This window comes from Lentzea sokolovensis (genome assembly GCF_033949975.1).
Taxonomy (GTDB): domain Bacteria; phylum Actinomycetota; class Actinomycetes; order Mycobacteriales; family Pseudonocardiaceae; genus Lentzea; species Lentzea sokolovensis.
Genome location: NZ_JAXAVU010000016.1, coordinates 350,092 through 376,836 on the forward strand (window position 1 = coordinate 350,092; position 26,745 = coordinate 376,836).

Below are 26,745 nucleotides of genomic sequence, written 5' to 3' on the forward strand. Positions count from 1 at the left end.
GTTCACGACGCCACTCATGGAGGAACACTTCGACCGAGCCTCGGATCCTGTGCCTCGGCGAGGACCTACCAGCCCCAGCGCGATGCCGGCTGGTCCTGGTGGCGCGGTTGTTGTGGTGCCAGGTCGAGGAAGTGGAACGCGGGCAACGGGCCGGTGCAGATCGCCGTGACGCCGTTGAGCGCGGCGACACCGTCTCGCACGGCCTCGACCTTGCCGAGCGGGACCAGGAACGCGCGGTGTTCCTCGGTGTGCACAGGCGGGTCGAGCACTGCCACCGCGAGAGCAACGGCTGACACCGATGCGAGCATTCCGTCGGCCTGGTTCCGGCGCCAGGCCACGATCTGCCGCGCGATCCGTTCGCCCTGTGCGATCGTGGCGGCGAGATCGGCCCCGCCGCCGGTGAAGCCGCTCTCGTCGTGGACGGCGCGTAGTGCGGTGTCCTCGTCGAACACCAAGCGCACGTGCATCTCCGCCACACCGTCGAGCTGGTTCAGCCGGTTTCGCACCACCGGCACGGACAGCGCGTGCACGGCGGCACGGGCGGCGGTCTCGTCCGCCGCGGTGGTGCCGATGCGCAGCGGCACCACCGGTCCGCCTGGTAGCAGCGCGCACAACCCGGCCAGGTCGTCGACGGCCTCCTGCTCGGTCAGCGCGCGGCCATCGGGATGCTCGCTGACGACGACGGCGATGTCCTCCAGTTCGACGAGCCTGAACGACGAACCGTCCGGCAGCTGATGGGTCGCCCTTACGACGGCGTGCAGGTGCAGGCTCACGGGTGGGTTTGCTCCACCGGTACCTGGGTGACCACCGCGGGGGTGGCCACAGCGGGGACCGCGGCGGCCAGCAGGCCGTAGGTGCCGCCGATGCCCTGTGCGACGGGCGGCGGTGCGACCACTCCGCGCCGGACCGTCTCCAGGCGATGCATCGCCTCCAGGTAACGGATGTAGGTGTCGACGCTGGCGATCACGACCTTGATCTCGATGGCCAGGATCTCGATGCCGATCAGCGACACGCGCACCGACGCGTCGATCACGAGTCCCTTGTCCAGCAGTACGTTCAGCACGTCGGCCAGGCCGCCCGAGTTCTGCGTGGCGGGAGCGGTCACGATGATGTCCTCTCTTCGTGCAGCAGGCTCGCGATGTCGACGGGAAGCCGCACCGCGGAGGTGTCCGGTTCTCCGAGTGCTTCGCGCAACGCCGCGAACTGGCGCTGCAGCGAGACCAGCGCCCGGCCGAGGTTCTCGACCTCCTCGTCGGTGAGGGTGCCGGCGTCCACCCGGCGCAGCGCTTGGCGTTCAAGCAGTTCACACACGATCTCCAGGACCGCCACGACGATCCGGCCGAGCCCCTTGCCCGCGTCCTGCGCACTCACCGGGCGCCGCCGAGGCCGATCAGCAGCAATCGCAGGTCGAGCCGGATCAGCTCGACACCCGCCAGCGTGATGACCACGTCGCCGCGCACGACCGCACCCCGGTGCACTACGCGGTCGAGCAGGTCGACCAGGGTCGTGGTGCTGTGCTCAGGCATCGGCGAACTCCACTGTCGTGAACGAGTACGGCGGCCACGGCCCGGTGATCTCCGCCGACAGCCCCAGTTCCCCGGTCAGCCGGTGGACCTCCGCTTGGAAGTCCTCCTCGCTTCCGGTGTCGACCAGGTACGCCGCTTCGAGGAGCAGATCGCCCGCGAGGTCGCGGCGGGTGCTCTCGGCGGCTCGCCGGGCCAGTTCCTGATGCACGGCAGTGGCGTCGTGCCGGGCGTTCTCGGCGGCGGCCAGCTGTGCACGCCGCCGCAACAGGTAGGCCGTTCCCGACACCTCGTCCAGGTTCACCGGCTCATGCCCGGACGCACGAACCCGCACGCCCCACTCCCGCCGTCCCTCCACCCGGTCCAGCCAGGCCAGCGCCTCCACGTGACGGGCGCCGAGCAGCCGCACGGCGGCGTCGGCACCGTCGAGAACGGTGCCGAACCGCAACGGCAACACCGGTTCGTGCCGGAACACGGTGCGCACCACAGCATCGTGCTCGCGGACCAGCACGGCCAACGGGCTGTCCTCGTCGGGTTCGTCGCACTCGAGCCCGGTGAACCGGTCGAGGTCGACCTCGGCCACGACCAGCGCCAGGCCCCGATGACTGATCAACCAGGGCCCTTCCAGGTCGATCTGCCGTGCCCTCGTGATCGCGTAGGCGTACAGGCCGCGTCTCACGCCCGTTCCTCCCCCAGTGCCCGCTCCAACGCCGCGACGCGGTCGCGCAGGTCGGCGTTCGCCTGGGCCAACTCGTTCTTCTCGATGTCCGATTCCACTGCTTTCGGCGTGAAGAAGGGATCGTTCGTCCACCAGTCCATCCCCATTTCACGCGCTGTCTGCGCGGACGCGATGAATAGCCGGACCCGCAGCGTGAGGAGCTCGATGTCCACCACGCACACGGCAATGTCGCCGACAATCACGACGCCTTTGTCGAGAACCCGTTCCAACGTGTCGGCGAGCGAACTGGATCTGTTGTTCACCTCTCGCAACCGTCCCGTCACATGTCCGTCGTTCCACGGGTGTAGCGCCTGAGCCGCTCGCAGGCGCACAGCTCACCGGCCGGGTCGACGTCGACCCGATAGGTGGCGATGATGCTGGTGGTGGCGGGGATGCGTTCGAGTTCGACGACGTCGACCAGCACCGACCAGCCGCCGTCCGGCAGCGCACGTATCCCCGAAACGGCTTCCGGCGCCCTGCCGATCAGCGCACCGAACTGCTCCGTCGCAGCGCGAATGGCGAATGCCGCACTCAATTTCTCAGGTTTGCCAGATGGATGAGTTTCGCTCGATTCTGCGCCCACTGGAAACATCTTAGGCATACGGGACCGAACGTTACCGGAGTCCCCGACGGGAACAATTGACATATTCACTCAGGCTGTCGAACGAGTCGAATACTGGTCCGGCTGCTCCATTGCACAGCGCCGAAAGGCGCCTCCCGCGCGTCCGTTGGAACGCGGCCGGGGCCGCCTTCGCGAGGAAGGCGGCCCCGGCTCTGTCGTCATGACGCCAGAGGTTTGTCCCCCTGCACGCCCCACGCGACGGTGAACTGGTTGCGCACGAACCACTGCCCGGTCGACGGGCGCCAGACCGCCAGGTCACCCACCCCGTCGCCGTTGTAGTCGCCAGGCACCGGGATGTCGCCCTGCTGACCCCACTGCGTCGAGCTGACGCCGCGCACGTGCCACTCACCGGTCGACGGACGCCACACCGTCAGATCGAACCCGCCGTTCCCGTTGTAGTCGCCCACCACGGGAACGTCACCGCTCTGTCCCCATTGGACGGACACGACGACGCCGAACACGCCGATGTAGTGCCAGGTCCCGGTGGACGGACGCCACACGGCGGCCTGGGCCGCGCCGTCGCCGTCGTAGTCGGCGGGCACCGGGATGTCACCCTGCTGGCCCCATTGCTGGGTGAACTGGTTGCGCACGAACCACTGGCCGGTGGACGGACGCCACACCGCCACGTCGGTGATCTGGTCGCCGTTGTAGTCACCCTGCACCGGCACGTCGCCCTGCTGACCCCACGCGACGGTGAACTGACCGTTCACGAACCACTGACCGGTGGACGGACGCCACACCGCCACGTCGGACACGCCGTCGCCGTTGTAGTCGCCCGGTACCGGGACGTCGCCCTGCTGGCCCCACTGCTGGGTGAACTGGTTGCGCACGAACCACTGGCCCGTCGACGGACGCCACACGGTGGTGTCCGTGCGCTGGTCGTCGTTGTAGTCGCCGTCCGGCCCACCGAAGGTGTAGCGGGAGTTGAGCAACAGGTTCGGCGAGCCCGCGCCCGCGTTCACCACGACGTCCTTGGTGGACTCGACGAACGCCATCTCGAACCAGACGGTGGTCGGCGAGGCGTTCGCGTTGCGCTGCAGGTACAGCGCGGCGACACCGGCCGCGTGCGGCGCGGCCATCGACGTTCCGCTGAGCGATCTGGTGGCGGTGTCGCTGGTGTTCGACAGCGAGGTGATGTCGTCGCCGGGCGCGAAGACGTCCACACAGCTGCCGAAGTTGCTGCCGCCGCTGGTCCAGTTCGTCGGTCGCACGTCGTTGCGGTCGGTGGCACCGACCGTGATCGCGTTCGGCGCGCGGGCCGGCGAAGTCTGGCAGGCGTCGACGTTCGAGTTGCCCGCGGCGACCGCGTACGTGATGCCCGCGGCGATCGAGGCTTCGACTGCCGCGTCCAGCGTCGCGCTGGCGCCGCCGCCGAGGCTCATGTTCGCCACGGCCGGGCGCACGGCGTTCTGGGTCACCCAGTTGACACCGCTGATGACACCGGCGGTGGTGCCCGAACCGAAGCAGTTGAGGACCTTCACCGCCACCAGCCGCACGGACTTCGCGACGCCGTGCGTGGTGCCGCCGATGGTGCCCGCCACGTGGGTGCCGTGGCCATTGCAGTCGGTGTTGTTGTTGTCGCCAGTGGTGTTCGTGCCCCAGCTCGCGCGGCCACCGAAGTCCGTGTGCGTCGTGCGGATGCCGGTGTCGATCACGTACGCGCGCACGTCGCGGGCACCGGAACCGGCGGAGACGTACTGGCCGTTGGACCTTCCGGTGATCTGGTCGAGCCGGTCGAGGCCCCACAACGCCGACGGCGTCGGCTGGGTCGCGTCGGCGGTGATCTCGGCGTCCTGTTCGACGTAGGCGACGCGCGGGTCCGCCGCGATCCGCCTGGCCGTGGTCTCGTCGGCCCCGAGCGCGAACCCCTTGAGCGCGTGCGCCCAGGTCTCCCGCACCTCACCGCCACCGTTCTTGGTGACGATGTCGGTAGCGTCCGCGTTCTCCTTGAGCACCACGATGTATCGGCCCGCGATGGTCTTCGCCCCCGCGCCCACGCGGATCTCGCCCTGTGCCGCCGTCGCGGGTGTGGCCAGCCCCGCGGAAGCGAGCGCCGCTATTGCGAGGGTGAGCACCACCCGTCTTGATGAGTACGACAATTCCGTCCTCCCAACGAAATCGTGGACATGTCCCCCGACGTCCGGCACCGACGATGACTGCGCGGTCCGGGCGGAAGCCAGGGAAACCGCCGGAGTTTCCGGTGAACTTCCGCTACGGTCGGCCCGGTGTCCGCGTTCGCAGAGCTGCTGCGCCGTCACCGGGCCGCCGCCGGGCTGAGCCAGGTGGAGCTCGCGCGGCTCAGCGGGATCAGTGACCGCGCGTTGCGGGACCTGGAGCAGGGCAGGAGGGTTCCGCGAGCGCAGTCGGCGCGGTTGATGGCCACGGCGCTGAAGCTGATCGGCGACGACCTGACCGCGTTCCTCTCCGCGGCACGTCCCTCGGCGCCGTCGGCCCCCTCGGCGCCTGCGGGCACGGACGGCCTGGTCGGGCGGAACGACGAGCTGCGGTCGTTGCTGGACCTGGTGCTGCGGACACGGCACCGGCTCGTCTCGATCACCGGTCCGGCGGGCGCCGGCAAGTCGCGCCTCGCCGCCGAACTGGCCGCGTTGCTCCACGGGCGCACCGATCTGGTGGTGTGCACGCTCGACCTGTCCGCCGTCAGCGACGTGGCGCTGGTCGGTGATCTCGTGGCAGACGCGCTGGGCTGTGGTCCGTCCCGGCTGGCGCCGCCGGACCGGGTGGCCGCGCACCTGCGCGACCGGCGAGTGGTGCTGGTGGTCGACCGGTTCGAGCAACTGGTGGACGCCGCGGCGGAACTCGCCGCGCTGCCGCGCCGTTGCCCCGGCCTGACCGTCGTGGTCACGAGCCAGCGACCGCTGCGGGTGCGCGACGAACACGTGCTCGCGTTGAGCGGCTTGTCGGGTGAGGCGGCGGCAGCGCTGTTCGTGCGACGAGCCGGGCTGGAGTTCGCCGACGACGCGGTGCACGCCATCTGCCAGAAGGTCGAGCATCTGCCGCTGGCGATCGAACTGGCGGCGGGGTGGGTGCGGCTGATGAGCCCGGCGGACCTGGCCACGCGCCTCACGCACCGGTTGCGGTACCTCACCGACGGGCCGCGCGACCTGCCCGCCCGGCACCGTTCGCTGCGTGCGGCGATCGAGGCCACGCTGGACATGGTGACCGCCGAGGCGCGCACCACGTTCCGCTTCCTCGGCGGTTTCCACGGCGGTGTCCGCCTGGAAGACCTCGAAACGCTGCTCGGACAACCGTTGCCGGAGCTGACCGAGCTGGTCGACATCAACCTGGTCCGGCTCACCCCGGACGGCGACACGTCGCGGTACACACTGCCGGACACCGTCGCCGAACTGGCCGCCGAACAGCTCGACTCCCCCGACGCCCGCGCCCGGATCGCCTCGCACTACCTCGACCGGCTCCGCGCCGGTTCGACGTTCGGCGCCTTCGACGCGGCCAACATCCGGGCCGCGGTGCGCTGGGCCGCGGCCGAGGACCCCGCGCGGCTCGACGCGGCCGCGGCGATGGCGCTGACCCGGTTCTACGAGGCCACCGGACGGCTCGGCGAAGGCGCGGAGCTGCTCAGCGCGGTGGGCACGGGCGGGATCCCGCCGTTGCTGATCAGGTCGGGCCAGCTGGCGGCGTTGCGCGGCGACCTGGACGCGGCGAGCGAGTCGGCGGAGCGCGCGCTGGCCGTGGCGGCGGACAACGATCACAGCACGCGCACCGCAGGTCTGAGCCTGCTCGGCATGGTCGCGGTGGAGCGGGGCAACCCGGGCGCCGCCCTGGCGCACCTGCGCCGGGCGCTGGCCGTCGCCCGTCTCTCCGGCGACGACGCGACGCTCGGCCGCGTGCTCAACAACCTCTCGTCGGCGCTGGCCGAGATCGGACGCCCGCAGCAGGCGATCCGTCAACTGGAGGCGGCGCTGGCGGCGAAACGCCGAGCGGGCGCCGGACCGTTCGAACTGGGTCGCACGCTGTTCAACCTCGCGCTGCTGACACTGGACCTAGGTGCCCTGGAGACCACCGTCAGCCGGGCAGCCGAGGCCGTCCGCCTGCTCACCGAGGGCGGCCACACCCTGCTGGCCGCCCTCGCCGAGACCACCGCCGCACTGGCGCTGCTGGACCACGACCCGACGGCGGCCGCCGCCTGCGTGCGTCGCGCCGACCGCCTGCTCGCGGACACCGTGGGGGAGAACGGGAGCGACCGCGTCGAGGCCACCGTCCACCTGCGGGCGAGCGTGGTGCGGCACGCGCTCCGCGACGCGACGGCGTGGCGGGAACTGGCGGAGGCCATGCGGATCTCGCTGAGCCACACGACCCGTGACCGCGACTCGGTCGCGGAGGCCCTGACCCTTCACGCCCGATACCTCTGCACCCGCGATCCCGCGTCTGCCGCCGTGCTGCTGGGATCGGCGGATCGCCTGCGGCGCAAGAAGATCACGCCGTTCGTGGCCGCCGCACGGGATCATGCGCTGGCCGTGCTCGGCGACCGTTGGACCGAACGCCGCGCCCTGGACGACACCGCACTCGTGGCCTTCGCCGACGAACTCGCCGCGCACAGTCCTCGATGAACTGCCTGCGGCTTTCGCCACAAGGAATCTCCCGGCACAGCGCTTGCCCTGGGGCACCGGTGTCCCGCTGTGCCGGCGTCCTGTGCGGGTCAAGGGGTCACGCGGGCTTGACCGCTGCCACGTGCTCGGCCAGCCACGAGCGGAAGGTCTGCAGGCGAGGGTTCAGCGAGCGGACCAGATCCAGGTCGCGCGCACTGACGAAGCCGCGCTCCCCCTCGACGTAGAACTGGAACATGTTGCCCAGTTCGTCGCCCGCGGGCAGTCCGAGCGAGCGGAGCTGGTCGTGCGTGAGCGGCCGGTAGTCGACCGGTTCGCCCAGCGCGTCGGCGAACGCGGCTGCGTACTGCTCGCCGGTCAGGTGCTCCCCCGCGATGCTGACGGTCTTGCCCACGTACTCGTCGCCGGCGGCGAACACCCCGTAGGCGGTCCGGCCGATGTCCTCCGCCGCGATGCCCGCCAGCCTGGCGTCGCCCATCGGCAGCGTGAGCACGAGCCGCCCGTCCTCGCCCCGTCGCGGCCCGGAGCCCTGGGCGAACCCTTCCCAGTAGAAGGTGGTCCGCAGGTAGGTCGTCGGGACGCCCGAGTCGCGGAAGAACGCGTCCGCCTCGGCCTTGGCGTCGAAGTGCGGCACCGTGTAGCGGTCCTGCAGCACCGGCACCCGCTCGTCGAACACCGGGATGACCTCGCGGGTGTCCTCCAGCGTCGACCAGACGACGTGGGCGACGCCAGCCGCCTTCGCGGCCCGCGCTGCCGTCGCGGCCTGCGCCAGTTCGACGTCGGCGGACATGGACTCCCAGAAGTTGGTCACCACGAAGACGCCGTGAGCACCCTCGAACGCGGCTTGGAGCGAGGCCTCGTCCTCCAGAGTCGCCTCCACGACCTCGGCGCCGAGCTCGGCCAGCGCACGAGCCTTCGGCGAACCGGCGTCGCGGGTGATGGCCCGTACGGTGAACGGGCCGTCGGAATCGTCCAGAACCGCCCTGACCAGGCCTCCACCCTGGGCGCCTGTCGAGCCCAGCACCGCGATGATCTTCTCGTTCGTCATTGCCACTCCGCTCCGCAGTGTCGCCGCATCTGCTCGGCAACTTAACTAGTTAAACAGGTAAGTGCCCGAGGAATTCCGGTGCGGAGTGTGAACTGGACCACCGGAACGAGGGTTTGCCCGCGCTTTCACCACAACGGACGGGGAGCATGTATCCGTGGCCCTAGAACGAGGTACGCGGAAGGTTCCGAGCGCTGCGGAGCGAGGACCTGTCAGCCACGCGTTGTTCCGGGTCGTCCGGCTCCACCGGATGCTGGCCGGTCAGCTCCTGCGCGACCTGGGCCTGCACCGCGGCCAGGAGCTGCTCCTCATGCACCTGTGGGACTCGGGCCCGGTGCGCCAGACGGAACTGATAGCCGTGCTGGACTCCGATTCGGCGACCGTCACGAGGATGGTGCAGCGCCTGGAGAAGGCGGGCTTGGTCGAACGGACGCCCGATCCCCTCGACGGAAGGGCCACCCTGGTGTCCTCCACCTCCGCGGGCGACGCCATGCGGACGGAGATCGAGCGGATGTGGCACGACCTGGAGGCCGCCACAGTCGGCGACCTGCCACCGGCCACTCTGGCACCGGTGCTGGACGCACTCGCCACGATCGAGACCAATCTGGCGACCGCGACCGCCAAGTCCGTTTGATCGACGGCCCAGTCCATTGAGGACGTTCCCAGGACCCTCCTGCTTCGCGGATCGATGCCACCGGAGAACCGCGGCATGCTCACCCACGAAGAACGTGCGGCCGCCCATGGTCATGTCCGGATGGAACTCCGCGGCCACGGACCACGACGTCACCGAGACGATTCCCGTCATGGCCATCCGCTGGACGGCCGGCGTGCCGGCAGTCCATGTTGGACACAAATGAGCAGTCGCGGAGCTCTTGCACGACGAAGTGCGGGAGATCATCCCTCTCGCCCCCCGACGGCACCCCAGGCCTGTGGTTCGATTTCCAGGACAAGGAGGCGGTCATCGATTATTTCGGCACGATCTTCACCAATTCCCCCAGGTTGAGATCGTTGACCGAGAGGTGAGTGTCACCGCAGACTGTCGAAATATCTACATTTTCCGGATCTCGTTCGACGACGAGGGCCTCATCACGGAAATTCGAGAGCACGCGAATCCTGTTCCTCGGTGTCCCTGTCGGCTGATCGAGCCGTCAGAACAAGAGAACCTCATCACTGCAGCTCGGCGGGCGAATGCGGGGTTCTGGCACCCCACACGTCAGGAAGTGCCCAGGATGGCGTGCTCGTAGGCGTAGATCACCATGTGCACGCGAGTGCGCAGGCCGAGTTTCGCGAGCACACGCGCCACGTGGGTCTTGACCGTGCCTTCACCGACGGTCAGGGCGCGGGCGATCTCGGCGTTGCTGAGCCCGCGCGCCACGTGCCTCAGCACCTCCAGTTCGCGTGGGGTGAGCAGGTTCAGCCCGGCCGGTGCGGGCCGGGGCGCGATCTGCGCGAACCGGCGGATGGCGCGGCGGGTGACCTGCGGGTCGATCAGCCCTTGTCCCCTCGACGCCGCGCGGACCGCCTCGACGAGCAACGCCGGTTCGCTGTCCTTGAGCACGAAGCCCGCCGCGCCCGCCTGGAGCGCGCCGAACAGGTACTCGTCGACGTCGAACGTGGTCAGCGCGACCACGGCGGGCGCGGGGGTGACCGATTCGGTGATCCGGCGGAGGGCCGCCAGCCCGTCCATCCGCGGCATCCGCAGGTCGAGCACCACCACGTCCAGGCTCATCCACCGGGCCTTTTCGACGGCTTCGGCGCCGTCGACGGCCTCGTCGACCACCTCGATGTCCGGCTCGGCGTCGAGAACCAGGCGCAGTGCCCACCGCGCGGGCTCCTGGTCGTCGGCGACCAGTGTGCGGATCATCGCCGCTCGCCCAGCGGGAGGCGGGCTTCGACGAACCAGCCGCTGGGCCGGTTCGGCTCGATCCGCAGGGTTCCGCCGAGCAGCCGGGTCCGTTCCCGGATGCCGCGCAGCCCGGTGCCGTCGGCTGTCGGGCCGGGCGTGGTGGAACCGTTGTCCGCCACGGTGATCACGACGGCCTCCGGCGTGTGGTGGAGGCGCAGGTCCACCCTGGTCGCATCGGAGTGGCGCAGCGCGTTGGTGAGCGCCTCCTGGGCCAGCCGGTAACCGGCGTGATCGACCAGTGGCGGCACGCCGCCCGGCGCCGGGCCGTCCCTGGTGAGGGTCACGGTGCGGTTCGGGCCGGTCGCGTGGTCCACGAGGGCGTCCAGGTCGGTCAGCGTGGTGCCGTGGGTGGGCAGTGCGGCCAGAACGTCGCGGACCTCGGTGAGCGCGGTGGCCGAGACCTCGGCGATCGTGACCAGCGCCCGGTCGGCGACCGGCGGCAGAGCGCGGGCGACGTGCCGGACGGCGTTGGCCTGCATCCGGATCACGGTGAGATGGTGGCCGACCGCGTCGTGCACCTCGCGGGCGATGCGGGCGTGCTCCTCGGCGATCACGCTGCGGGTCTCTTCCCGGTAGAGGCGTTCAGCGTGGTCGGCGCGGTCGCGGTGCATGCGCAGGGCGTAGCCGACGGCGACCGGCGCGATGCCGAGGAGGAGCAGGTCCGTCCAGGTCGCGGCCGTCGGTGAGTGAACTCCGGCGACGGACAGGACGAGGAACCATCCGACGGCCACGACGAACACCGCCGGCCGCGGACGGCAGTACGCGGCGGAACCGAACGCCGCCATGGCGACCAGGCGCCCGGACCAGTCCGGCACGGCGATGACGATCACGATCGCGGCGGAGGCGAACGCCGTGATCAGCGGGAAACGACGTCGCAGCAACAAAGGAACCGCCACCGCGACCGACGCGGCGACCATGACGACGGGACTGGCGGAACGGTGTTCGACCAGTCCGAGCACCGAAACGACGACCGCGGCCGCACCGGCGAACAACGCGTCGCCTCCGATGGTGCCGCGAAGCCTCGCCGGCCGGCGGTCGTCCATTCCCCAGTTGTACACGGCCAGGTCAGACCGGTGTGCCGCACCGCGCGTCCGGCGCGGGTAGCTCCCCGGCCAGGAAGTAGCGGTGCACGTGGTCGCGGACGCAGGCGTTGCCGTTGAGGTACAGCCCGTGGTCGCCCTCCACGGACAGGTACGTGCCTCCCAACTGGGCGGCGACTCTGCGGCCGTGCTCGGCGGGGGTCAACGGATCGTGTTCGCCGTTCGCCACCAGCACGTTCCGCATCGCGGACAACGCGGCCGGCGGGTTGAGCCCTTCCTCAGGCACACCCGAGCAGTGCCCGGAAACCCGCCACGGGGCCGCCGCCCATCCCAGCCGAGGCGCGACCGCCCGCAACCGGTCCTCCACCCGCTTCACGGCCGGGAAGTCGTCGGGGAAGGGGAAGTCCGCGCAGAACGCCGTCCTCGCGAGACTGACATCGGACGGGCCGGGCCGCGGTGTGATCGCCGTCGTGTCGCCCGCCTCCAGCTGCGCGAGTCCGGTGGCCAACGCGGTCCAGCCCCTGTCGTTGCCGATCCGCGCCGCGGCCCACCTGAGGACCGCGGACACATCCAGGCCGGGCGTGGACAGCACGCGGTCCCACACGGCGATCACGTCCTTGCCGTGCAGTGCGCAGCCGGCGTCGGCCGCGCACCACCGTGCCAACCGGTGGAGGTTGTTCTCCGCCGCGACGGCACCGGCCCGAGCCCACTCGGCCGGGTCGCGCCGGGTGTGGTCCAGCACGCTGTCCAGGTACATCCGCCCGACCCGGTGACCGAACAGCTCCGCGTACAACTGCCCGTACACCGTGCCGTACGAGTTGCCGAAGTAGTTGAGGCGACGCTCACCCAGCGCACGCCGGACGGCGTCCATGTCGTGCGCGACCTGACGAGCGTTGAGACGCCCCCGGTACGCGCCCATCGTCTCCGCGCAGTCCACCGCGAACCGGCCGTTGGCGGCGGCGTACTCGCGATGGGCGGGCTCAGTCACCGGTGAGGACAACGGAGCAGGATTGGGACTCGGACAGGCGACGCCCATGCCACGCGAGTCGAACACCACGACGTCGAACCGCGCCGCGAGGTCCGCGAACTGGTCGCGGTAGCCGGGAAACGCGAAGTTGGGGATGCTCGCCCCCGGGCCACCGGGGTTGAGCAGAAGAACACCGGCCTTCTGCTCCCGAGCCGGGATCTTCAGCAGCGGCACGGCGATCCGGGTGCCGCCGGCCGGACGGGTCCAGTCGGCGGGAACCAGGACTTCACCGCACAGCAGCCCCTCGTGGCACTCCCGCCACGTCAGGCCCTCGGCAGCGGTGGCGGGCCCCGCGCCTCCCGCAAGCACACCGACCGCGGCCAAGAGCGTCATCAGCGCTTTCATGCCCCGATTCGATCACCCGGATCACGTCGGCACGTCTGCCTTTCGACAGACATTCCGGCCGGCTGCCGGTGGCCCGAAGGCGGCCGGCCCAGGATGCACCGCGTCAGGACCGGCCGGCCCACCTCCGCAGCGTCCACCCGGCACCGCCATCAGAGCCGCTAGCCCGGCTTGCGTTCCTCCTGGATCGACTTCACGGCCTCGTCCACCGACTGAGCCACCGGAAGTACCTGGGTCAGTGCGCTGGCCATCAAGGGACGCGCAGCCGCCACCGCGGTGGCCACGATGGCGAAACCCACCTTCTCGTGCTGTGCCCGCCCGTGCAGCTCCAGCAGCATCGACAGCGCGGACGAGCCCATGAAGTCCACGGCCAACTCCACCACCAGGCCGTCCGGTTGCTTGGCCAGGTGCTCGAACAGGGCTGTTCCCACCGCATCCACGCTGATCATGTCGAGTTCGCCGCTGATGGCAACGACAAGCACGCCGTCATGGTCGCTGGTCTGCATGTTGGCCACTGACGCTGTTTCGCCCGAAGTCACTGAATTCCTCACTGGAGATCCCCCGACCGTTGTCTTCTCACCGATGGTACGAACCGCGGCGCCACGCGGCACGATCACCGCGATTCCCAGGCGTGCCGGCGGCACCTCGACGGTCTGGGGCCACCTGGCTGGGAGGTAGACCGACTTCGCCGTCGCTCACGCGGTCGTGACTTGCACCAATCCTGAGGCCATCGCCATCGCGAACCATTTCGACAAGATCCCCGTCATGATTCGACTCCGCAAACCCGCATTCATGTCCGTGAATCAGTCGGGCGGTCGCCGCGAAGTCACGTCGCACACGTGCAATCAACGCGTCCAGTGTTCATAACCGTGAATTTTATTGCCAGTCACGCAACGTTGCGCAATACTCGCTGGGAGCGTTCCCAGCGATGCTGATTCCGGCCGCCAACGCGATCAGCGTCGACGGGAATCCGTCAGACAATCCTGCTCGCAAGGAGGCGACGCAGGAGTCTGCGCACGGACAAACGCGCGACAAAGCGAATCACCGGTGTTTCCGCCGGTATTGCCGCCACCTCCATTTCGAGTGCGCCCACACCCGTCCAACCTTCGAAGACGCAGGAGACGAAATGAAGCGATCAGTCGCATGGCGGATCCCCGCGGTCGTGGCCGCGTTGGCCGTCGCGACCTCGACCAGCGCGGTGCTGGCGATGTCACCGGCATCGGCGGCGGCCGGCGTCGCGACCGGCTACGCGTCCCAGAACGGCGGCACCACCGGCGGCCAGGGCGGGGCGACGGTTCGGGCCACCACGGGAACCCAGATCCACCAGGCCCTGTGCGGCCGGGCGAGCAGCAGCACGCCGATCATCATCGAGGTCTCGGGCACGATCAACCACGGCAACACCGCCAAGGTCTCGGGCAACAGCTGCGACACCGCCGCCGGCCTGATCGAACTCAAGCGGACCAGCAACGTCACCATCATCGGCGTCGGCGGCGGAGCCGTCTTCGACCAGTTGGGCATCCACATCCGCGAGTCCCGCAACATCATCATCCGGAACGTGACCGTCCGGAACGTCAAGAAGTCGGGCTCTCCCACGTCCAACGGCGGCGACGCCATCGGGATGGAGAGCAACGTCCGCAACGTCTGGGTCGACCACGTCAACCTTCTGGCGTCGGGTGGTGAGTCGGAAGGCTACGACGGCCTGTTCGACATGAAGAACGACACCCAGTACGTGACCCTGTCCTACAGCACCCTGCGCAACTCCGGTCGCGGCGGGCTGGTCGGGTCCAGCGAGAGCGACCGCTCGAACGGGTTCATCACCTACCACCACAACCTGTACGAGAACATCGACTCCCGGGCGCCTCTGCTGCGAGGCGGCGTTGCCCACATGTACAACAACCACTACGTGAGCCTCAACGAGTCGGGCATCAACTCGCGGGCCGGCGCCAAGGCCAAGGTGGACAACAACTACTTCAAGAACTCCCGTGACGTCCTCGGCACCTTCTACACCACCGAGGCCGGCTACTGGCAGGTCAGCGGCAACGTCTTCGACAACGTGACGTGGTCCGCCCCGAGCAGCGATCACAAGCCCGCCGGTCCCGACGTCAAGTCCACCACCACCGTCTCCGTGCCCTACGGCTTCACCCTCGACCAGGCCGGCTGCGTGCCGAACGTCGTGAGCCGCACGGCGGGCGCCAACACGGGTCTGAGGGAGTCGGACGGCAGCTGCTAGGGAGGCTTCGACCGCGCGACCGCCGGGTGCGCAACGCTTCCCGCACAGGTTCCGGATCCGAGCCACCCTCTTCCAGGAGGTACCGCGTACCGGGCGGCACCGTGATCGTGAACCGGGAGCCGCCCGCGGCGGACGTTAACCGTGCGACTTCGGCTCGGCGGAACGGGCACGAACGTGGCGCCAACTCCAGGCCAGCAACCCGAGCAGGAAGAGTCCGGACAGGATCAAGCTCGTACCCGTGCTCCATCCGGCCAGAGGCAACCACCGCACGAGGCCCCACACGACGCCCGCCGCGACCAGTGCCAAGCCCGCCGCCGCGGACACAGCGAGGCGCAGCGGCGATGCGACGCTGTCCTCCGCCGCCTTCATGGCGCGGTCGCGAACCGGATCGACGTAGCGCTCCAGTTTCGGGAATTCCGAGGCGAGAGTGATCAGGCCGGCGAGCACGAGCAGCAGCCCCGGGCCTGGCAGCACCAGCAAAGCGATCCCGACGAGGAGCAGCACCACGCCCAGCACGACCACGCCCAGCCGCTTCATCGCAACCTCCTTCGTCACGTCCAGTGTCTCGGGTGCGGCTGACCGCCACATCTCGGACTGCCGGCGACGTTGTCGGTGTGATCGCCCGCTCCAGTCGAATTCATTCGACACTATTCTCCACAAGCTCGAATTTGATCGACCACAAGGACCATTCGAACCCTACCCAAAAGCAATCGTCAAGGCCACGTATGTGAACCGGTTCGCGTATGTGATGCGACGTTGACACGCCGGAAACACAGGTCTTATGGTCCGAATCAGGAAAGTGCTTTCCCAACGTCACCCCGTTACGGAAGCTCTATTCTCGAAAGGACCACCCAAATGCGGACGCACGCCGGGTACGAACGCGCCCTCGCACGGGCCGCGGTGGTGGTGGCCGCGGTGGTCGTGGTGGCCGGGGCACCGCCCGCCACGGCGGCCGGACCCGCCGACGGGTTCGCCGGGGTGACCGCGCTGGGGCAGGGCGGAACCACCGGCGGCGCGGGGGGCGCGGTGGTCACGGCGACGACGACCGCGCAGTTCCTGGACCACATCGCTCGACCAGAACCTCTGGTGGTGCAGGTCCGCGGCACGATCGCGCTGCCCACCGGCACCAGCGACGGGATGCCACCGACGACCTGATCAACGTGCAGATGTTCAGCCACCACATCTGGATCGACCACAACGACTTCTCCAACGGCGATGACGGAGCCGTCGACGTCAAACGCGGATCCGATTTCATCACCGTTTCCTGGAACAGGTTCCACGACCACGACAAGACGTTGTTGCTCGGGCACGACGACGACAACGCGGCACAGGACGCAGGGCGCCTCAGGGTGACCTATCACCACAACTACTTCGACGGTTCCGATCAGCGCAACCCGCGAGTCCGCTTCGGCGAGTCGGTGCACGTCTACAACAACTACTACCGGGACAACAGCTACGGCGTCGCGTCGGCGATGGACGCGGGCGTGGTGCTGGAGGGCAACTACTTCTTCAGCGTCAACAACCCCGGCCGGGTCGACTTCAGCGGCGACCTCGGCCGGATGGTCGCCAGGGACAACGTCCTCGTCGAGTGCAACCACGAGATCGAGGTGCGCGGGTCCGTCGTCGAGCCGCGCACCTACTACGCCTACACACCGCACCGGGCCGTCGAGGTCCCCACCGTCGTGCCCGCCGGTGCGGGTGTCGGCCGAGTCTGAGGAGGACGGGCACATGAGCAGCATCAGCCGACGGGCGCTCCTCGCGGGCGCCGCCGCGACCGCGCTGGCCACGACCACCAAACCCGCGTGGGCGGCCCCGCTCGCCACCGCCGACGGCTTCGCCGGGGTGAACTCACTCGGCCAGAACGGCACCACCGGCGGCGCGGGCGGCCCGGTCGTCACGGTGCGGGACGCGGACGCGTTCCTGGACTACTGCGACCGCAACGAGCCGTACGTCATCCAGGTCGACGGGGTGATGCGGATCAGCAGCAAGCAGGGCGTGCGGTCGAACAAGACGATCATCGGCCTGGGGTCGGCCGCCGAGATCACCGGCGGCGGCCTCGACCTGTACCGCAGGCAGAACGTGATCATCCGCAACCTCCGGTTCACCGGCGCGGACGACGACGCGATCAGCATCCAGCAGTCCTCGCACCACGTCTGGATCGACCACTGCGACCTCAGCGGCGGCGCCGACGGGCTGATCGACATCGTCCGCGGCGCCGACTACATCACCGTCTCGTGGAACCACTTCCACGACCACAGCAAGACCGCGCTGCTGGGCCACTCCGACTCCAACGCGAGCCAGGACACCGGCAAGCTCCGGGTGACGTTCCACCACAACTTCTTCGACGGCACCGCGCAACGACACCCGAGGGTCCGCTTCGGCGAGCCGATCCACGTCTACAACAACTACTTCCGCAACAACACCCTCTACGGCGTCGCGTCGACCGAGAACGCGGGAGTCCTGGTCGAGGCCAACTACTTCGAGAACGTCCCTCACCCGATCTACTCCGGCTACGACGAGAGCGGACCGGGGCGCGTGGTCGAGCGCGGCAACGTCTACGTCCGCTCCGGCGCCCCCGAGACGCTCGGCACCGTGGTGGAGCCGCGCACTTATTACGCCTACACCCCCGACAGCGCCGCCAGCCTGCCCGGCACCGTTCCGGCGGGCGTCGGCGTCGGCCGGAACTGACAGGACGCGGAGGATCACCATGAGCCCCATCAACCGACGACGGCTGCTCGCGGGCGCGGCGCTGACCGCCTTCGCCACCGCGCCGCGCGCCGCGTGGGCCGACCCGGCCGCCGACGCCGTGGCCGACGGCTTCGCGGGCGTGACCGCGCTGGGCCAGAACGGGACCACCGGCGGCGCGGGCGGCCAGGCCGTCACCGTGACGACCGCGGCGGCGCTGCGGGACTACGTCGGGCGCAAGGAGCCCTACGTCATCTCGGTGTCCGGGCGCATCGAGGTCGGCGACATGCTGACCGTCGTCGCGAACAAGACGATCTTCGGGATCGGCTCCACCGCCGAGATCACCGGCGGCGGGCTGCAGCTGGGCTCGACCACCCGTCCCGGCAACAACGTGATCATCCGCAACCTCCGCTTCACCGGCGCCTCGGACGACTCCGTCAGCGTCACCAACTCCGCGCACCACGTGTGGATCGACCACTGCGACCTGTCGCGCGGCTTCGACGGCCTGCTCGACGTCAAGCGGCAGTCCGACTACGTCACGGTGTCGTGGAACCACTTCCACGGCCACAGCAAGGCCGCGCTGCTGGGCCACTCCGACACCTACACCGCCGACCGCGGCAAGCTCCGCGTCACCTACCACCACAACTTCTTCGACCGCACCGACCAGCGGCACCCGCGCGTGCGGTTCGGCGAGCCCGTTCACGTCTACAACAACTACTACCGCGGCAACTCCCTCTACGGCGTCGCGTCCACAGAGGACGCCGGAGTGCTGGTCGAGGCCAACTACTTCGAGAACGTCGCCCACCCGGTCCTGTCCGGCTACGACAAGAGCGGACCGGGCCGCGTCATGGAGCGCGGCAACGTCTACGTCGGCTCCGGTACCCCGCAGACCCTCGGCACCGTCGTCGAACCCCGCACCTACTACGCCTACTCGCTCGACAACGCCGCCGACGTACCAGCGCTCGTCACCGCGGGCGCGGGCGTCGGCCGAGTCCAACGGAGGACCTCATGAGGAGGACAAGCGCTCTCGCGCTCGCCGCGGTGCTCGTCGGCGGAGCCACGTCGGTGGCCACCGCGTCCGCCGCCGAGGCCGCGCCCATCGGGTTCGCCTCGGTGACGGCGCTCGGCCAGAGCGGGACCACCGGCGGCGCGGGAGGCCCGGAGGTCACGGTCTCCACGGCGGCCGACTTCATCGCCGCCATCAAGGCCGAAGGACCGCGCGTGGTCCGCGTGCAGGGCATGATCACGTTGGCGGCGGGCATGTACGACGTCTCCTCGGACAAGACGGTCATCGGCGTCGGCGCGAACTCCGGCATCACCGGCGGCGGGCTGAACATCGGCCTGCCGGTGAGCTCGGTGACCACTCCCCCGGCGAACGCGGTGCACAACGTGATCATCCGCAACCTGGTGTTCCGCAACGCCAACGACGACTCGATCAACGTGCAGATGTTCTCCCACCACGTCTGGATCGACCACAACGACCTGTCGGCGGGCAAGGACGGCCTGATCGACATCAAGCGCGGGTCCAGCTACGTGACCGTGTCGTGGAACCACACCCACCACCACACCAAGAACATGCTGCTGGGCCATGACGACGGCAACGCCGCGCAGGACACCGGGTACCTCAAGGTGACCTACCACCACAACTTCTTCGACCGGACGCCGCAGCGCAACCCGCGCACCCGCTTCGGCAACCCGGTGCACGTGTTCAACAACTACTACGTCGCCAACAGCGACACGGGCGTCGCCTGCCAGAACAAGTCCGGCTGCTGGGTCGAGGGCAACTACTTCGAGAACGTCGAGGAGCCGATGACGAACAGCTACGCGGGCCCGAAGGGCAGCATCGTCGAGCGGGACAACGTCTACGTCAACAGCGGCGAACCGGTGGTGGGTGGCAGCGTGGAGGACCCGCGCGGCTACTACGCCTACGCCCTGGACACGCCGGCGACCGTGAAAGCGCTGGTTACCCAGGGTGCGGGTACCGGCAAGATCTGAGCTCGCGACGTCAGGTCGTCACACGAGCGGGCCGGCGCCGCGCAGGAACTGTTCGACCGCGGTCTCGACGAGTGCGTCGAGCAGTTCCGGTTCGACGATGTTGCCGTTGATGATCGAGGCGATGGTGTACATCAGCTCGATGAGCGCGGCGTTCTCAGTGGCGAAAAACCCGGACGGCACCGACGTGGATCTACGAGTTCCATTGGCAGACCGACTCCCGCCCTCGCCTGCTCGGTGCGCACCAGCCGCGCAACCTCGCGGCGGCCATGCACACCGCCTGGGTTCAGTTCGCCAAGTCCGGCGACCTCGGCCGGCCCCGCTACGAACCCCGCGAGCGGGCAACGATGGTCTTCGACACCCGTTCGGCACTTGTGCTGGATGCGGCGGGCGCGGAACGCCGCGCGTGGCAGAGCCGTGCGCTGCACGGGATGTGACGCGAATCGCGCCACGACCGCCCGATCCTGACACCATGATCTTCTGAACCTACGAACTGAGGACAACGGTGACGGGCACCTACCTGCGTTACGTGGCACTCGGGGACAGCCAGACCGAGGGCATGAACGACGGCGACGAAATCCGCGGGTATCGGGGCTGGGCAGACCGCCTCGCCGAACAACTCACCGCGGTGCAACCGCGGCTGCGGTACGCGAACCTCGCGGTCAGGGGACGCGTCACGAGCGACGTCCGCACAGAGCAGTTGCCCATCGCGCTGAGCCTGCGCCCTGACCTCGTCACCGTGTTGGCGGGGTTGAACGACCTGCTGCGCCCCCGGTTCGACGCCGTCGCCGTGGCCGGACACCTGGAGAGCATGTTCGAGGCGCTGACCGGTGCCGGTGCGCGCGTCGTCGCCTTCACGCTGCCCGACCCGGGGCTCCTGGTGCCTGCCGCGCGTGGGCTCACCAGGCGAACACTGGACTTCAACGCCCGCGTGCGGGAGGCCGCCCACCGGCACGGTGTCACCGTGGTGGACCTTTCGGTGTACCCGATCTGCACGGACCGGCGGTTGTGGAGCGCGGACCGGCTACACCTCAACGCGCTCGGCCACACCCGCCTCGCCGCAGCCGTCGCTCACGCGCTGGACCTGCCGGACGGCGCCGATCTGTGGACCAATCCTCTTGAACCACAACGGAAGCCCTCGACATGGCGGCGCGCTGGAGTCGAACTGCGCTGGGCCGTGAGCTACGTCGGCCCTTGGCTCCTGCGGCGTGCCCTCGGCAAGTCGTCCGGAGACGGGCGCACCGCGAAGCGCCCCACCCTCGCCCCTGCGCGTCGATGGCCAGAGCCCGACCCGGTTCTCTGAAACGTGTCCATGCTGGTCGCCGTCCCGACGACGTTCGCGTCGAGCACGGCGCTCATGTCGGCCGCGGTGCACTCCGGTGCGCCCGTCGCGGAACGCCCGTCGCGATCCGAGAGCGTGGTGATCTTCCCCTGCGGCGACGCTCATCTGGTGATCGGTCTGCTCCTGCCGAACAGGGCGCGGAACAGTCCCCTGTTTCCGCACGCCGAGGCACTTGCCGACATCTGGTGGGACCTCGACCACCAGCTGGTCGGAGGCAAAGGACCGCTGCGGATCGGCGGAGTCGAGCGATGCTCCACCTCGTCGAAACCCGGCCGAGCCGCACGACGCCGCCGCGTCCACATCCCAGTCACCCCAGAACCTGTAGCCCCCAGAACGGCAACAGGTTCTGGCTCACACCCCTGTTCGAGCCGCGGTCAGCGCGGCAGGACGAGCCGGTTGGCGATGTCGTACAGGTCTGCCTGCGGTACCTGCCCGGCGATGGCGACCGGGGCTCCCCCGACCGCGTCGAGGATCCACAACCGGCGGTAGCCGTTCTCGTCGAGGTAGCGCGTCGCGTGGCCCTGCACAGGTTGTCCCGGTGTGTCGGGCGGGCCGCCGACGACAGCGCTGCTGACCAAGATCGACGGCAGGACCGTGCACGTGCCCAGCGAGTAGCTCGTGTTGGTCCCCTGCCCCGCAGGAGACCGGTCCGGGCTCTGTGCGACCTCGAAGGCGCAGATCCGCATTCCGTTGGGCAGGTCGCGCAGGCCGTACGCCGGGGTCACGGTCGTCGTGCCCGGGAATCGGATGTTCTCCGCGATCCGGCGGCCGGTGTCGACGAGTTGCTGTGCGGGCGCTTCGCTGCCGTGCTCGGCGGACACGTGCACGTACATCGAACCGCCGTCGGGGTGCTCCACGTACAGCTCGTAACCACCTGGCCCGGTGGACACCGCACTCTCGACCCCGCGCTGCCCGTTGATCGTCACGGACTTGCCCGGGCCAGACTTGAACATCGCCTCGTCCACCGACACCATCCGGAACTGCTGGACGTCGACCTGCAGGACCTGGCCGTCGGCCGTGACGGTCAGCATGTACTCACCGCCGTACAGGGGCGCGTCCGGGTTGGCCGCGCTGGACCCGATGTTGATTCGCTGCGTCCGGTAGGCGACCGAGCCCGGCGGGAGCCAGCCAAGGGAGTAGGGCATCTGCAGGCCCGCCAAGGCCTGTCCGGTGGCCGCAGGGGTCTGGCTGTCCTGAGGCCCGTTGGCGGTGGCGATGTTCTGGGACTGCTCCGCGGGATCCGGCCGGTTCAGCACCACGGCGGTGGCGGCGCCGAGGGTCAGCACGGTCGCCCCGGCGGCGACCGCGAGCGGCAGGCTCAGCCCGGAGCGCCTGCTGTCGATGCGTTGACGCGCCGCGGCGAGCACCGCATCGCTGTCGGGCGCGTCGTGTTCGCGCGCCGTGAAAGTGTCCTTGATCAGGTTCTCGATGTTCATCACGTCTCCCTGGCCTCTGCCATCTGCTCGATGGCCAAGCCGTTTCGCAGTGCCGCCAATGCCTTGTGGGCGTGTGCCCGGACGGTGGCCTGGGCGCAGCCGAGCAGCCCGGCGATCTCGGAATCGGGCAGCTGCTCGTAGTACCGCAGCACCACCACGGCCCGCTGGCGCTTGGGCAGCCGCGCCAAGCGCTGCCACATGTCCTCGCGCGCGGCGTGGTCCGACGCGAAATCGTCTGCCCGTGCCTCGTCGGGGAGGTCACCAGACGCGATCACACGTGCGGACCAGCTATGTCGCCAGGACAGGTAGCCGTTGGTCACCATCCGCAGCACGTACCGGTCGGGGTGATCCGTGCCGCTGATCCGGGACCAGTGCCGGTACGCCTTGACCAGCACGTCCTGCACCAGATCAGCCGCCTGCTCCCGCTGGCCGGTGAGCATCGTCGCGTACCGCAGCAACCGCGGTAGTTGCGCTCGGGCGAAGTCGTCGTAGTCAGCCATCACTCTTGAAGACTCACGTCGACGGCGAACCGTTTACCGGCTTCCCGAATAAACAGATTGATCCGCTCAACGAGTCATGGAGGCAAGGGGAAACACCAGCCGACGTCACAAGGGGCGATCTGTGCGCAAACGCGGTTTCATCCATGCGACGGTCTTCGCCGTGGTGGCCACCGGTGTGGCCGTCTCACCGGCAGCCGCGCGAGAACCCACACCGGCGCCGGACGAGGCGCCCAGGACGGTCACGTTGATCACCGGCGACAAGGTGACCGTGACCAGGAAGGACGGCTCCTGGGACGCGAAGATCCAGCCGGCCGCCCGGCTCGGGCCGGTGCGGTTCATCAAGTCGGTCAGCGCCCAGGGCGTCACGGTGATCCCATCGGTCGCCGAGCCGCTGATCCGGGCGGGCACACTGGATCGCAAGCTGTTCGACGTGACCGGCCTGATCGACCTGGGCTACGACGACGACCACACGTCTGAGATCCCGCTGCTCGTCGAGTCCCCAGGCGCCCGGACGCTCGGCAAGATCACCCGTGAACTGCCGTCGGTCGAGCTCTCCGCGGTGGCCACGCCGAAGAACAAGGCCGCGGAACTGTTCGACAAGGCAGGTGCGGGCAAGATCTGGCTCAACGGCAAGGTTCATCCATCACTGGATGTGAGCGTGCCGCAGGTCGGCGCGCCGGCCGCCTGGCAGGCCGGGCACACCGGCGCGGGCGCGACCGTCGCGGTCCTCGACACCGGCTACGACCCGAAACACCCCGACCTGGCCGGGATCGTGAAGGGCGAGAAGGACTTCACCGGCGAAGGCATCGTCGACAACGTGGGGCACGGTACGCACGTGGCCTCGACCGTCGCCGGCCGTGGCGCCCAGTACGCCGGCGTCGCCAAGGGCGCGGACCTGCTGATCGGCAAGGTCTGCCAGACAGGCGGCTGCCCGTTCGACGCGATCCTCGCGGGCATGCAGTGGGCCGCGGACAGCGGCGCCAAGGTCGTGAACATGAGTCTGGGTGGCGGGTCCGGCGACGGCGTCAGCAACCCGCTGGAGATCGCGGTCAACCGGCTCTCGGCCGAGAAGGGCACGTTGTTCGTGGTGGCGGCCGGCAACGACGGCCAGAGCAGGCCGGTCGCGAGCCCGGCGTCCGCGGACGCCGCGCTGGCCGTGGCCAGTGTGAGCAAGCAGGACAGGTACAGCAGGTTCTCGCAGCCCGGACCGCGGTTCAAGGACTACGCCGTCAAACCGGACATCGCCGCGCCCGGTGAGGACATCGTGGCCGCACGGGCCGAGGGCACGCTCGCCGACCGCGCTGTCGACGAGCACCACGCGCGGCTGACCGGCACCTCCATGGCGACGCCGCACGTGGCAGGTGCCGCGGCGATCCTGGCCGCGCAGCATCCGGAGTGGACCGGCCGTCAGATCAAGGCCGCGCTGATGGGCAGCGCGACCCCGATCGACGCCACGATCTACCAGCAGGGCGCCGGCCGGCTCGACGTGAGCCGGGCGTCCAGGCAGACGATCATCCCCAGCACGGGGAGCCTGAGCCTCGGTCTCGTGCGGTGGCCGCACAACCAGCCCGCGCTGACCAAGCAGATCACGTACAGCAACACCGGCGGCACACCGGTTTCGCTGCGGCTGAGCACGGACGTCCCGGCGTTCCGCACGAACGTCGACCAGGTCGTGGTGCCCGCCAACGGCGAGGCCACCGTGTCGGTCACCTTCGACCACTCCGCCGCCCAGATCGGTGTCCACGGCGGCAGGCTCGTTGCCAAGAGCGGCGCCGGCGACACGGTGATCCAGACACCGGTCGGCGCGAACAAGGAACCGGAAAGCTACGACCTGACGACGAAGCTGATCGACCAGAACGGCGCCGCACCGGCCGACGGCCTGCTGGCGAGCGCGATGTGGGTCGCGCTGGGCACTGGTCAGGACGATTTCGACCTGGTGGGGAACAACAGCACCGTGCGACTGCCTGCGGGCCGGTACGCCGTGCTGGGCACGATCCAGACCGCGGTGCTCGGTCAGCCCCTGCCGACGAGCACCAGGGTGGCCGACCCGGAGGTCGACCTGCACGAGGACACCGTCGTCACGCTGGACGCCAGGAACAGCAAGAAGATCACCGTGCAGACCGACGAGAAGGACGCCCGCCCGATCTCCTGGACGAACGGCATGGTCATCGACACCGGTGCGCGTGGCGTGGGCTACTACAGCTTTTCGAGCTACAACGACTACACCGCGCCCACCACCAAGCACACCAAGGAATTCCGGTACTTCGACCGGATGAAGCTCGAACGGCCCCAGGTCCGGCTGACGGTCGACAAGCCCGAGTCGTTCGAGGTGCCCGTGGAATGGGTACCGGGCTCGCCGCGGACGACCGACACCCGCGTGCTGTCCGCTGTGGACGTCGGACGTGCCACACCCGGCGAGATCGCCGCGGCCGATCTCCAGGGCAAACTGGCGGTGTTCACCCTGGGCGACGGTGAAGGCCTCGAGTTCAGTCCGCGGGCGCGGGCGATCGCAGAGGCGGGCGCGAACTCCGCACTGTTCCACTTCTCCGGCAGTCCCGTGCGGTTGATGGAGGCACCGCCGCTCCCGTTGACGGCCACGTTCGGCCCCGAGGGCGCTCGGCTGGCGAAGGTGCCGAACGCGTCCGTGACGCTGACCGGCTTGCCCGAGAGCCCGTACCGGTACGAGCTCGTGTTCCCCAGCTATGGGGACATTCCGGCGAACGTGACCTACCGGCCGCGCAACAGCGATCTGGCCACGGTGAAGACGACCTATCGGGCGCCGGTGGACGGCGTGGGTTACGCGTCGATGTTCGCCACCGACGGGAAGTACGACCTGGAGGGCGCGCTGGAGTCGACGCCGACTCCGCTTCCCCGGGAGCGGACCGAGTACTACTCCCCCGCCACTTGGGCGAACACCGTGAGCGTGTCGGCGGGCGGTGCCGCGCAGGGCTACGAGGCCGCCAAGCGGACCTTCAAGCCCGGTGAGAAGGCCACCGTGGACTGGGGAAAGGCCGTGATCGGGCCGGGCGTCACCGGGCCGGTGGGCTTCTTCTCGGCCGAGCCGCACCTGGCGTACCGCGCGGGCGAGAAGATCAACACCCGTCTGCCGCTGTTCTCCGACTCGGCCGGCCACTCCGGGTTCCCCGATTCCGGTGACACCGGCGACACCGTGCTCCACATCGACGGCAAGGAGATCGCCCGCAGCGGTCAACCCGGTAGCGGGCAGTTCACGGTGCCCGCGGGCGCGGCGAACTACCGGCTCACCGCCGAGGCGAGCCGAAGCAACCCGGGATGGCCGCTGTCCACGAAGGTCAGCGCGGAATGGGCCTTCCGGTCCGGGCACACCACTGCCGCCACACCACTGCCACTGCTGTCGATCGGTTTCGACCCCGAACTCGACCTGACGAACCGCGCGCCCCGCAACGCGCTGTTCCCGGTACCGCTGCGCGTCGACCGGCAGCCGGGCACACAGGGCGGCAAGGCCGGGCCGAAGCAGGTCGAGGTCTCCCACAACGACGGGCAGACCTGGCGGCGGGTACCGGTGCTGCACGTGAACGGCACCTGGTTGGCGGTCATCCAGAACCCGGCGTCCGGGTTCGTGTCGCTGCGCGCGAACGCTGCGGACCAGGACGGCAACACGGTGACCCAGACGATCATCAGGGCCTACCAGGTGAACTGACCCGCGGTTTCGGCTGCGCGGCGGTCGTGACCGCCGCGCAGCTCGCGGGGTGTCAAAACGTGATCCGGTGCGCCC

General features: G+C 69.3%; 28 protein-coding genes. 11 read left to right on the forward strand and 17 right to left on the reverse strand.

The annotated features are described in order from the left end of the window. Positions 1-65: 65 nt before the first annotated feature. The 8 genes from SK854_RS41995 to SK854_RS42030 form a co-directional block, all read right to left on the reverse strand. Positions 66-773, reverse strand: coding sequence for a GvpL/GvpF family gas vesicle protein (locus tag SK854_RS41995; protein WP_319980720.1), 708 nt, complete (start codon positions 771-773; stop codon positions 66-68). After that, positions 770-1,105 (reverse strand): gas vesicle protein GvpJ, encoded by a 336-nt coding sequence (gene gvpJ / locus SK854_RS42000; RefSeq protein WP_319980721.1) that lies wholly within the window; start codon positions 1,103-1,105, stop codon positions 770-772. Before gvpJ (SK854_RS42000) ends, SK854_RS41995 begins: the two co-directional genes overlap by 4 nt. Then, the gene (locus tag SK854_RS42005) at positions 1,102-1,371 is read right to left on the reverse strand and encodes a gas vesicle protein K (RefSeq protein WP_319980722.1); all 270 of its coding nucleotides are present in this window, start codon (positions 1,369-1,371) and stop codon (positions 1,102-1,104) included. The genes gvpJ (SK854_RS42000) and SK854_RS42005 overlap by 4 nt, the downstream gene beginning before the upstream one ends. After that, positions 1,368-1,526, reverse strand: coding sequence for a gas vesicle protein GvpJ (gene gvpJ / locus SK854_RS42010; protein WP_319980723.1), 159 nt, complete (start codon positions 1,524-1,526; stop codon positions 1,368-1,370). Before gvpJ (SK854_RS42010) ends, SK854_RS42005 begins: the two co-directional genes overlap by 4 nt. After that, positions 1,519-2,202: a GvpL/GvpF family gas vesicle protein gene (locus SK854_RS42015; protein ID WP_319980724.1), complete on the reverse strand. Its 684-nt coding sequence runs from the start codon at positions 2,200-2,202 to the stop codon at positions 1,519-1,521. The genes gvpJ (SK854_RS42010) and SK854_RS42015 overlap by 8 nt, the downstream gene beginning before the upstream one ends. Then, positions 2,199-2,525, reverse strand: coding sequence for a gas vesicle protein (locus SK854_RS42020; protein WP_319980725.1), 327 nt, complete (start codon positions 2,523-2,525; stop codon positions 2,199-2,201). The genes SK854_RS42015 and SK854_RS42020 overlap by 4 nt, the downstream gene beginning before the upstream one ends. Next, positions 2,522-2,833, reverse strand: coding sequence for a gas vesicle protein GvpO (locus tag SK854_RS42025; protein ID WP_402900814.1), 312 nt, complete (start codon positions 2,831-2,833; stop codon positions 2,522-2,524). Before SK854_RS42025 ends, SK854_RS42020 begins: the two co-directional genes overlap by 4 nt. A 188-nt stretch (positions 2,834-3,021) precedes the next feature. Then, on the reverse strand, positions 3,022-4,938 hold the full coding sequence (locus SK854_RS42030) for a S8 family serine peptidase (protein WP_319980727.1): 1,917 nt from the start codon (positions 4,936-4,938) through the stop codon (positions 3,022-3,024). A gap of 150 nt (positions 4,939-5,088) precedes the next feature. Here SK854_RS42030 and SK854_RS42035 point away from each other — a divergent pair, with 150 nt between their 5' ends. Further along, a complete protein-coding gene (locus tag SK854_RS42035) occupies positions 5,089-7,449 on the forward strand; it encodes an ATP-binding protein (protein ID WP_319980728.1) in 2,361 nt (786 codons plus the stop codon). A 97-nt stretch (positions 7,450-7,546) separates the two neighbouring features. Here the strand turns inward: SK854_RS42035 and SK854_RS42040 are convergent, their stop codons facing one another. Then, positions 7,547-8,494 carry an NmrA/HSCARG family protein gene (locus SK854_RS42040; protein ID WP_319980729.1) on the reverse strand — a complete coding sequence of 316 codons (948 nt, stop codon included), beginning with the start codon at positions 8,492-8,494 and terminating at the stop codon, positions 7,547-7,549. A gap of 154 nt (positions 8,495-8,648) precedes the next feature. Between SK854_RS42040 and SK854_RS42045 the strand changes: the two genes are divergently transcribed. Next, a complete protein-coding gene (locus tag SK854_RS42045; RefSeq protein ID WP_319980730.1) occupies positions 8,649-9,125 on the forward strand; it encodes a MarR family winged helix-turn-helix transcriptional regulator in 477 nt (158 codons plus the stop codon). Between the two features lie 579 nt (positions 9,126-9,704). On the opposite strand, the gene SK854_RS42050 is transcribed toward SK854_RS42045, so the two are convergent. From SK854_RS42050 to SK854_RS42065, 4 genes are all read right to left on the reverse strand, one after another. Continuing rightward, the gene (locus SK854_RS42050; RefSeq protein ID WP_319980731.1) at positions 9,705-10,355 is read right to left on the reverse strand and encodes a response regulator transcription factor; all 651 of its coding nucleotides are present in this window, start codon (positions 10,353-10,355) and stop codon (positions 9,705-9,707) included. Beyond that, on the reverse strand, positions 10,352-11,440 hold the full coding sequence (locus SK854_RS42055; RefSeq protein ID WP_319980732.1) for a sensor histidine kinase: 1,089 nt from the start codon (positions 11,438-11,440) through the stop codon (positions 10,352-10,354). The genes SK854_RS42050 and SK854_RS42055 overlap by 4 nt, the downstream gene beginning before the upstream one ends. Positions 11,441-11,462: 22 nt before the next feature. Next, entirely contained in the window at positions 11,463-12,809 is a 1,347-nt protein-coding gene (locus SK854_RS42060; RefSeq protein ID WP_319980733.1) for an alpha/beta fold hydrolase, read from the reverse strand. Between the two features lie 158 nt (positions 12,810-12,967). After that, positions 12,968-13,312 (reverse strand): STAS domain-containing protein, encoded by a 345-nt coding sequence (locus SK854_RS42065; RefSeq protein WP_319980918.1) that lies wholly within the window; start codon positions 13,310-13,312, stop codon positions 12,968-12,970. Between the two features lie 620 nt (positions 13,313-13,932). Between SK854_RS42065 and SK854_RS42070 the strand changes: the two genes are divergently transcribed. Continuing rightward, positions 13,933-15,036: a pectate lyase family protein gene (locus tag SK854_RS42070; RefSeq protein WP_319980734.1), complete on the forward strand. Its 1,104-nt coding sequence runs from the start codon at positions 13,933-13,935 to the stop codon at positions 15,034-15,036. 135 nt (positions 15,037-15,171) lie between these two features. On the opposite strand, the gene SK854_RS42075 is transcribed toward SK854_RS42070, so the two are convergent. Beyond that, entirely contained in the window at positions 15,172-15,573 is a 402-nt protein-coding gene (locus SK854_RS42075) for a PGPGW domain-containing protein (RefSeq protein ID WP_319980735.1), read from the reverse strand. Positions 15,574-15,891: 318 nt separating this feature from the next. On the opposite strand from SK854_RS42075, the gene SK854_RS42080 reads away from it, so the two are divergent. Genes SK854_RS42080 through SK854_RS42100 form a run of 5 tightly spaced genes read left to right on the forward strand, consistent with a single transcriptional unit; the run spans position 15,892 to position 19,716 of the window. Next, on the forward strand, positions 15,892-16,191 hold the full coding sequence (locus SK854_RS42080) for a hypothetical protein (RefSeq protein WP_319980736.1): 300 nt from the start codon (positions 15,892-15,894) through the stop codon (positions 16,189-16,191). An 11-nt stretch (positions 16,192-16,202) separates the two neighbouring features. Then, entirely contained in the window at positions 16,203-16,751 is a 549-nt protein-coding gene (locus tag SK854_RS42085; RefSeq protein WP_319980919.1) for a pectate lyase family protein, read from the forward strand. Positions 16,752-16,764: 13 nt separating this feature from the next. Beyond that, complete coding sequence (locus SK854_RS42090) at positions 16,765-17,724, forward strand: pectate lyase family protein (protein WP_319980737.1); 960 nt, start codon at positions 16,765-16,767, stop codon at positions 17,722-17,724. A 19-nt stretch (positions 17,725-17,743) separates the two neighbouring features. Continuing rightward, positions 17,744-18,733, forward strand: a complete 990-nt coding sequence (locus SK854_RS42095) for a pectate lyase family protein (protein ID WP_319980738.1) — start codon at positions 17,744-17,746, stop codon at positions 18,731-18,733. Then, the gene (locus SK854_RS42100; RefSeq protein ID WP_319980739.1) at positions 18,730-19,716 is read left to right on the forward strand and encodes a pectate lyase family protein; all 987 of its coding nucleotides are present in this window, start codon (positions 18,730-18,732) and stop codon (positions 19,714-19,716) included. Before SK854_RS42095 ends, SK854_RS42100 begins: the two co-directional genes overlap by 4 nt. A gap of 18 nt (positions 19,717-19,734) precedes the next feature. On the opposite strand, the gene SK854_RS42105 is transcribed toward SK854_RS42100, so the two are convergent. After that, positions 19,735-19,896, reverse strand: a complete 162-nt coding sequence (locus tag SK854_RS42105; protein WP_319980740.1) for a hypothetical protein — start codon at positions 19,894-19,896, stop codon at positions 19,735-19,737. 86 nt (positions 19,897-19,982) lie between these two features. Here SK854_RS42105 and SK854_RS42110 point away from each other — a divergent pair, with 86 nt between their 5' ends. Continuing rightward, on the forward strand, positions 19,983-20,150 hold the full coding sequence (locus SK854_RS42110) for a hypothetical protein (RefSeq protein WP_319980741.1): 168 nt from the start codon (positions 19,983-19,985) through the stop codon (positions 20,148-20,150). 68 nt (positions 20,151-20,218) lie between these two features. Further along, complete coding sequence (locus SK854_RS42115) at positions 20,219-21,016, forward strand: SGNH/GDSL hydrolase family protein (protein ID WP_319980742.1); 798 nt, start codon at positions 20,219-20,221, stop codon at positions 21,014-21,016. 413 nt (positions 21,017-21,429) lie between these two features. Here SK854_RS42115 and SK854_RS42120 read toward each other — a convergent pair whose 3' ends face one another. Next, positions 21,430-22,491, reverse strand: a complete 1,062-nt coding sequence (locus tag SK854_RS42120) for a hypothetical protein (RefSeq protein WP_319980743.1) — start codon at positions 22,489-22,491, stop codon at positions 21,430-21,432. Beyond that, positions 22,491-22,991 carry a SigE family RNA polymerase sigma factor gene (locus SK854_RS42125; RefSeq protein WP_319980744.1) on the reverse strand — a complete coding sequence of 167 codons (501 nt, stop codon included), beginning with the start codon at positions 22,989-22,991 and terminating at the stop codon, positions 22,491-22,493. The genes SK854_RS42120 and SK854_RS42125 overlap by 1 nt, the downstream gene beginning before the upstream one ends. A gap of 121 nt (positions 22,992-23,112) precedes the next feature. On the opposite strand from SK854_RS42125, the gene SK854_RS42130 reads away from it, so the two are divergent. After that, the gene (locus tag SK854_RS42130) at positions 23,113-26,670 is read left to right on the forward strand and encodes a S8 family serine peptidase (protein WP_319980745.1); all 3,558 of its coding nucleotides are present in this window, start codon (positions 23,113-23,115) and stop codon (positions 26,668-26,670) included. Positions 26,671-26,745 lie beyond the last annotated feature (75 nt).

Coding starts and splice junctions, on each gene's coding strand:
- gvpJ (WP_319980723.1), bottom strand. CDS start 1,526: ATGCCTGAGCACAGCACCACGACCCTGGTCGACCTGCTCGACCGCGTA.
- SK854_RS42025 (WP_402900814.1), bottom strand. CDS start 2,833: ATGTTTCCAGTGGGCGCAGAATCGAGCGAAACTCATCCATCTGGCAAA.
- SK854_RS42040 (WP_319980729.1), bottom strand. CDS start 8,494: ATGACGAACGAGAAGATCATCGCGGTGCTGGGCTCGACAGGCGCCCAG.
- SK854_RS42050 (WP_319980731.1), bottom strand. CDS start 10,355: ATGATCCGCACACTGGTCGCCGACGACCAGGAGCCCGCGCGGTGGGCA.
- SK854_RS42055 (WP_319980732.1), bottom strand. CDS start 11,440: ATGGACGACCGCCGGCCGGCGAGGCTTCGCGGCACCATCGGAGGCGAC.
- SK854_RS42060 (WP_319980733.1), bottom strand. CDS start 12,809: ATGAAAGCGCTGATGACGCTCTTGGCCGCGGTCGGTGTGCTTGCGGGA.
- SK854_RS42065 (WP_319980918.1), bottom strand. CDS start 13,312: ATGCAGACCAGCGACCATGACGGCGTGCTTGTCGTTGCCATCAGCGGC.
- SK854_RS42070 (WP_319980734.1), top strand. CDS start 13,933: ATGAAGCGATCAGTCGCATGGCGGATCCCCGCGGTCGTGGCCGCGTTG.
- SK854_RS42075 (WP_319980735.1), bottom strand. CDS start 15,573: ATGAAGCGGCTGGGCGTGGTCGTGCTGGGCGTGGTGCTGCTCCTCGTC.
- SK854_RS42080 (WP_319980736.1), top strand. CDS start 15,892: ATGCGGACGCACGCCGGGTACGAACGCGCCCTCGCACGGGCCGCGGTG.
- SK854_RS42085 (WP_319980919.1), top strand. CDS start 16,203: ATGTTCAGCCACCACATCTGGATCGACCACAACGACTTCTCCAACGGC.
- SK854_RS42090 (WP_319980737.1), top strand. CDS start 16,765: ATGAGCAGCATCAGCCGACGGGCGCTCCTCGCGGGCGCCGCCGCGACC.
- SK854_RS42095 (WP_319980738.1), top strand. CDS start 17,744: ATGAGCCCCATCAACCGACGACGGCTGCTCGCGGGCGCGGCGCTGACC.
- SK854_RS42100 (WP_319980739.1), top strand. CDS start 18,730: ATGAGGAGGACAAGCGCTCTCGCGCTCGCCGCGGTGCTCGTCGGCGGA.
- SK854_RS42110 (WP_319980741.1), top strand. CDS start 19,983: ATGCACACCGCCTGGGTTCAGTTCGCCAAGTCCGGCGACCTCGGCCGG.
- SK854_RS42120 (WP_319980743.1), bottom strand. CDS start 22,491: ATGAACATCGAGAACCTGATCAAGGACACTTTCACGGCGCGCGAACAC.
- SK854_RS42125 (WP_319980744.1), bottom strand. CDS start 22,991: ATGGCTGACTACGACGACTTCGCCCGAGCGCAACTACCGCGGTTGCTG.